This window comes from Kitasatospora sp. NPDC023176 (assembly GCF_055560495.1).
Genome location: NZ_JBVHIP010000082.1, coordinates 1 through 6,226 on the forward strand (window position 1 = coordinate 1; position 6,226 = coordinate 6,226).

Here is a 6,226-nt window from a genome sequence, read left to right on the forward strand (position 1 = left end):
GTTTTTTGGTTCGCGTTTTAGTTCGGGGCCCGGGGGCCCGGGGGGGGGGTTGTGGGGGGGGGGGGGGGGGGGGGGGGGCCGGGGCCGCCCCCCCGCCCCCCCCCCCCCGACCGGCTATTCGGTGCCGGGGAGCGGTGATCAGCCGGGGAGCTGGCCGTTGCAGTTGCTCATCCAGGCGCTCATGGTGCTCTGCGTGGAGTAGTCGCCGGAGTGGTGGGCGGCCAGGTAGACGTTGTAGATGTCGGCCTTGATGTCGCCACCGGTCTGCGGGCCGACCTGGCCGTCCTGCTGGATGCCCTTCGAGCCCTGGTAGGCGACCACCGCGTTGTAGGTGTTCTGGCCGAACTGGCCGTCGGTCGAGAGGCCGGCGCTGTCGAGGTAGTTCATGGCCTGCTGGACGCACACCACCGGCTGACCGGTGGAGCCCCACTGGATCGTGGAGGCGGCGTTGGCCGTGCCGACGGCGAGGCCGAGGGCTGCGGTGGCGCCCATGGTGAGGGTAGCCGCACGAAGGGCCCACTTCTTCTGCATGTCGAGTCTCCTCAATCGCTCACGTCATTCTGGTCACGGGAGCGTTGTCGGGTCGCTCCCGTCGTTGTCGATCGTGAGCCCTCATGCCGGTGCGGACCAGCCCTCCCGGCGGGGTTGGCCGAAAGACCGCGAGGCGGCGCGGCCTTCCCTGCCGGCGCCGCGTCAGGCCCGGCCGCGAGAGACAAACCGGCCGATCGGTCGGCGAACTTCGACATTGGTCGACGTATTGGCCTGGTGCCATCCGAAGTCTTTACCGATCATTCGGCCGGATCCGAGGTGCGGGCGGAATTCCGCCCTCCGCCCGGGCTGTGGCAACTCCTCCGAACCGAAAGGGTGGCTGAAAATGTACCGCTGCGGGGAAACCCGGCGCACCGCCGTCGATCAGTGCGCGGTCTGTGGACGCCGTGCGGCCGGCCGTCCCGCGTGCGGTGCCCGGGCACACTGCGTCCGCCGCCGGCCGGCACTGCCGTCCCGGCCGCACCCGGGACCTCGACGCCACCCTGCCGGCGCCGACCGGCACCTGATCACGCCGCCCGACTGACCCGCCGCCCCGCCCGCCAACGCGAAGAGGCCGCCACGCCTGCAGGGATGGCGGCCTCACGTGCGTTCTCAGGGGCGCAGCAGCCTACCGCTGGGCGTGGCAGTCGCCGCTGCCCCGGCCGGGGGTTCGGTGTCCGGCTTGTACGGCCGCTGCCCGGCGGCGGCTCGGCCGAGGGCTGATCTCGGCTCAAGGGGCGCGGCCTGCCTGTGGTGGATGGGCCGCGCCGCCTTGGTGTTGACGGGTGGGCTCGCGTGTTGCGGTGTCGCACCGGCCCCGGCCCGGTCCGTCCGCCGCCCGCCGACCGCGTGCGGGGCCGCTGCCCGGTGGGAGCCGTCCGCGGTGATCAATCTCGTTGGCCAGGCTCCCGCTCCCACTGCCGGCTCTCAAGAGACCGCCCCATACAACCAACCCGCCGCTCCGGTCGCTTCGCCTCCGTCGTACATCCCCGGTACTACGGCGACCTGTGGATACACCCCGGGCTGGACGACCGGCCCCGGCCGACGCGCCTATCGTCCTCGAGCATGAGCAACGACCACGACGGGACCACCCGGTCCGACGACGCGCCATTCGTCGTCGAGCTGTCCGGGGTGCACAAGGAGTTCGGCGACGCCAAGACCCTCGACAACGTTGCCCTGGGAGGCGGCGGGCGGAGCCGCGGTTTCTGCTGTCCCACCAGAGCCGCGGCGGTCTCAATCCTTGCTGGCCGGCGTCCCAAGTCGCAGGTAGTCGGCGTGGGACGGAACGGTCGGCCGGGTGGGACGGAGACGGGCTGTCCGTCCTCGTGGGCGTGGGCCATCGTTGGGGCTGGCGGATCGAACTCACCCGCCGTGCTCGCTGCGAGGGAGCACTCGACTGTGCACCGGCTCCCGGGCGTGCCCGCCCCCACCGCGACAGATCGAGCACCATCGTCCGCAGATCCGGTCCGACTCAGCCAACCCCATCCCATCCAACGCGCGGAGGCTGGGTACGTCCGTGTCACCCAACGACCTGCTCCGTAACGGCCCTGAGAGAGATCCCGCTCTCCTGTACGAGGGCGGTGACATCGATCGACTGCATGATGTCGTCACCGAGCGGCTCGCGCCGCACCGCTTGACCGTGCTGAACGGCAGACGACCGAACGGGCGCTTCCGCTGCTTGCACGAAGGGGAGGTGATGCTCTACGAACTCGGATACGGCACGGACGTCACCGTCTGCCCGGGAGAGCTGGGGGATTTCTACAACGTCCAGCTGCCCATGTCGGGCGCGGGCGTCGTCACCGTGGACGGCGTGGTCCTGCCGTCCACTCAGAGTATCGTCGGCCCGGGCAACCGGGTCTCGATGACGTGGAACAGCGAGGCACGGAACCGCATCCTCATCATTCCGGGTCGGGCCGTCGCACAGGCCCTGGAGGTACGGGGAGTCGATTCCTCCACCGCCGCAGTGCGCTTCAGCCCGGTGCTCGACGAGCAGGATCCGTTGGTCCGTTCGTGGATCGAACTCGTCCGGGGATTCAACGAGTTCGTCGCATCGCCGTTGAGCCACCGCTCTCCACTGGGAGTGCGGCACTTCGAGCAGCTCCTGATCGACAGCTTGCTGGACGCACAACCCCATTCCCGGAGCGATGCCCTGACGGACAGCGGCTCGGCTGCCCTGCTGCCCGCCGTACGCCGGGCCAAGGCGTTCTGCGAGGAACACGTGCACGAGCCGGTCTCGGTGGCGGATATCGCCCTCGCCGCGCGAACCAGCCTACGGAGCCTCAGAGAGGGCTTCCGCGTGCACCTGAACACCACGCCCCTGGCGTACCTGCGCCGGCTCCGGCTCGACCACGCCCACCGCGACCTCCTCGCCATCGCCGACGGCCGAGCCGACGGCACGGTGACCGACGTGGCCTGCCGCTGGGGCTTCACCCACCTGGGCCGCTTCAGCACGGTGTACCGCCAGACGTTCGGACAGCCGCCGTCCGAGACGCTGCGCCGAAGCTGCTGAGCGAGTGAGCGAGGGAGCGGCTGGCCGGGAGGGTGGTTGAGTACGCGATCGCACCGCTCGGCTATCCACAAACGTGCAGTCCCTGGCGATCCGAAAGCGGATAGCCGTGTGATCAAAGTTCGGGGAGGCTCGTCCTGGATGCGGTCGGATGCAGTTCACCGGCCGTCTGCGCCGGCGCTCCTGAGTCTGGGCCGAGCGTTCGGACCATCCCGGAAGGACATGATTGTTCGAGTTGAGCGTGCCCCAGTTGGCTTTCGGGTCCGTCGCAACTCGCGGGAGGTCACCCGGACACCCGCCAACCGGGCGGCTTACATGCCCGAGCCTGGCGGTGCTGACCGCCGTTCGGACGGTCTGGATCTGTCCGTCGAGCACGCCGAGCGGCCAGGGGGTGAAGCACCCTGCCCTCCCTGGCGAATCATCATGAATCTGGAGAGCCTTCTGTGAGTACCCTCCTGTCCACCCGGCGCCGGTTGTCGCTGGGCCTGGCCCTGGCGGCCGCACTGACGGGCGTCGGCGCGTACACCGCCGCGGCCGCGCCCGCCACGACGGCGCCGGCCCCGATACCCCTCACCTCCTCGGCCTGCCCGGCCGACCTGCAGCAGGGTGAGGCCGACGGCTGCGTCACCCAGCTCCAGCTGGAGCTCAACCTGACCGGCGCCAAGATCGCCGTGGACGGGCAGTTCGGATCGGCCACCGACACGGCCGTGCGCACCTTCCAGGCCGCCCACTCCCTGACCGCGGACGGCATCGTCGGCCCCGCCACCAAGTCGGCGCTCGACGCGGCGGCGGCCGCCGCCTCCGCCACCGTGGACCTGCGCACCCAGTGCGGCGACCTGCAGACCGGCGCCAGCGGCGCGTGCGTCAGCACCCTGCAGACGATGCTGAACACCTTCAACGCCGGCCGCCTCGTCGTGGACGGGCAGTTCGGATCGGCCACCGACACGGCCGTGCGCAACTTCCAGGCCGCCCACGCCCTGACCATCGACGGCATCGCCGGCACGGCCGTCAAGAACGCCCTCTACACCAGCACCCCCGCCCCGCTGCCCACCGGCGCCATCGACCCCACCAAGGTCCTGAACGCGGCAAAGTCCTACCTGGGCGTGCCGTACGTGTGGGGCGGCGGCCACTCCCTGCGCGGCGAGGGCCCCGGCCCCTCCCTTGGCACCTGCGACCAATACAACGGCCCCCAGCCCTGCGCGGCCAACACTACCGCCGGCCTGGACTGTTCGGGCCTGGTCCGGGCCGCCTTCTGGTTCGGCGCCGGCATCGACCTCGCCAACGGCGGCGACACCAGCAAGCAGACCCAGGACAAACACCTCACCCCCATCACCGAGGCCCAGCGCCGCCCCGGCGACGTCGAATACTTCGGCACGGACCCCCACAACACCGTGCACGTCGTTCTTTACGCCGGCACCGACCCCACCACCGGCGCCGACATGATGTACGAGGCGAAGGAAACAAACACCAACGTCCACTACGTGACCCTCCACACCGGCGGCTACTGGTACCACGTCACCGCCTGACCCACCCGGGTGCCGCGCGGGTGACCACTGCCGTCACCCGCGCAACACCCGACACCACCCGCCCAGGGCAGCTTTCCGCTCCAGCACGCCGCCACCGTCGGCGTCACGGTGCGGTGGGTTCGGATTCGCCGGGCGCCCGCGCCCTGCGTACGTTCTTCAAATTGCACTTCAGCGGTACTGAGGGGGACATCATGAGACCTGAGTTCGTCACGGTCCTGGGCACCGGATCCGTGGCGCGCAGCGTCGCCGACCGCCTGGCCGACGTCGGCTTCACGCCCAGCACCCCGCCGTCCGGCGGGACCCACGTACTCGTGACGGCGTTCGCCGTCGCGGAGCCGAGCCCGCACATCGTCGAGGAGACCCGCCGCGTCATCGCCGCGATGGCGCCCGGTAGCTGGTGGATCGACATGACCTACCCCCCGCTACGGACCGACGACCTGTGGGTCCCGCCGGAGGATCTCGCCCGGGTGACACGGGTGCGCGTGCCGGTCACCGACGTGCGCGGCGTGCTGGTGGCCAGTCCGCCTGTCGACCCGGACCTTCGCAGCCGCCAGGTGTGCGACTCCATCCTGAGGGTTGCCGACCTCGTCCTGCCCACGCAGACCCCCGAGTTCCCAATCGCCTCGCTCGACCTCGGCCTCGCCGAGTCGCCCGCCCCGGCACACCACCAGCGACCGGTCGGAGATGAGCCGTCGGCTGCCGCATAGGCGCGCACCAACTCCTTATAGTGCCGCTCCTGACCCGTTCTTACCCGGGAGGTGCAGGCCAGGGCGCTGACCTGCGGCGGGGAGTCTCGTTCCCGGGGCGGTGAGTTTCGCCCCAGGCCGCTAATGACCCGGGCGCGGATCGCGGCTTCGGTAGGCGGCCTGTCGGCAGGGACGCGGGCGCGGGCAGCGGCGACCCGGCCCGCTCGGCAGGACGTCCCCGCACCAATCGCATCTGCCGCCCATATTCGGAGGATACGACCGCCACCCGGCCGCCCCTCCGGCTCCGCGTGTGACCTGCTGGCCGAGCGGCGGCGATTTTAGGGCCCTTTGAGGGGTTTGCCGGGCTTGGTTGGACCAAGGTCGGGCCAGTCCAAGTGATAGCTGCGGCCTGTTCCGGTTGGGTGGTGAGGCCGTCTCTGGTTGCTGTACGTGTTCGCCGTGAGCATGCCATAACGCCGGGAACGAGGGCATCAGAGGCGAAGAATTTCCTGGAGTTCTCTGAAGGTTATTTTCTGCGGAATTTATGGCGAGTTCTCACGACGTCTCTCCGGCGAATCTTTTCGCAATGCGGATGGTGCGCGCCACGGGCAATGGATTGTGACGCACACCGGTTGTCACTCTGTCAGATCGGACGTCGGTGGCCCTGCGTGGGCCCGCTCGCCGGTGGAGGCCGTCAGGCCGCCGTCCAGGAGGTGGTGTGCCGCCCCGGACGGGTTGTCCGGGGCTGTCGCGGCCTGTGACGTGGCTGGATAGCCGTGATCCCCCGTGTGTGGTGAGAACGCGACAGCCGAGGGCGGGACAGAGCCCGGGGCCGCCTCGGGGAAGACCTGGCGGTGGCGGCTGCGCCCGGCCCAGTCCCTGCCCCACCTGGCCCTGCTCCGCCGGTGCTGCTCCACCTCGGCGCACCCGCGCCGCCGGATACGGTGCCCCCGTCGCGGACTTGGCCGGTACCTGCCCGG

4 protein-coding genes are annotated in these 6,226 nt (G+C 70.4%); 3 read left to right on the plus strand and 1 reads right to left on the minus strand.

The window, feature by feature from the left end; genetic code table 11:
- Positions 1-138: 138 nt before the first annotated feature.
- Positions 139-531 (minus strand): peptidoglycan-binding domain-containing protein, encoded by a 393-nt coding sequence (locus ACZ3YL_RS42275; protein ID WP_188308627.1) that lies wholly within the window; start codon positions 529-531, stop codon positions 139-141.
- Positions 532-2,044: 1,513 nt separating this feature from the next.
- Between ACZ3YL_RS42275 and ACZ3YL_RS42280 the strand changes: the two genes are divergently transcribed.
- The 3 genes from ACZ3YL_RS42280 (at position 2,045) to ACZ3YL_RS42290 (ending at position 5,267) form a co-directional block, all read left to right on the plus strand.
- Positions 2,045-3,037 carry an AraC family transcriptional regulator gene (locus ACZ3YL_RS42280; protein ID WP_465663166.1) on the plus strand — a complete coding sequence of 331 codons (993 nt, stop codon included), beginning with the start codon at positions 2,045-2,047 and terminating at the stop codon, positions 3,035-3,037.
- 440 nt (positions 3,038-3,477) lie between these two features.
- Positions 3,478-4,560, plus strand: a complete 1,083-nt coding sequence (locus ACZ3YL_RS42285; RefSeq protein WP_465663168.1) for a C40 family peptidase — start codon at positions 3,478-3,480, stop codon at positions 4,558-4,560.
- Positions 4,561-4,580: 20 nt separating this feature from the next.
- Positions 4,581-5,267, plus strand: coding sequence for a hypothetical protein (locus ACZ3YL_RS42290; RefSeq protein WP_465663170.1), 687 nt, complete (start codon positions 4,581-4,583; stop codon positions 5,265-5,267).
- Positions 5,268-6,226 lie beyond the last annotated feature (959 nt).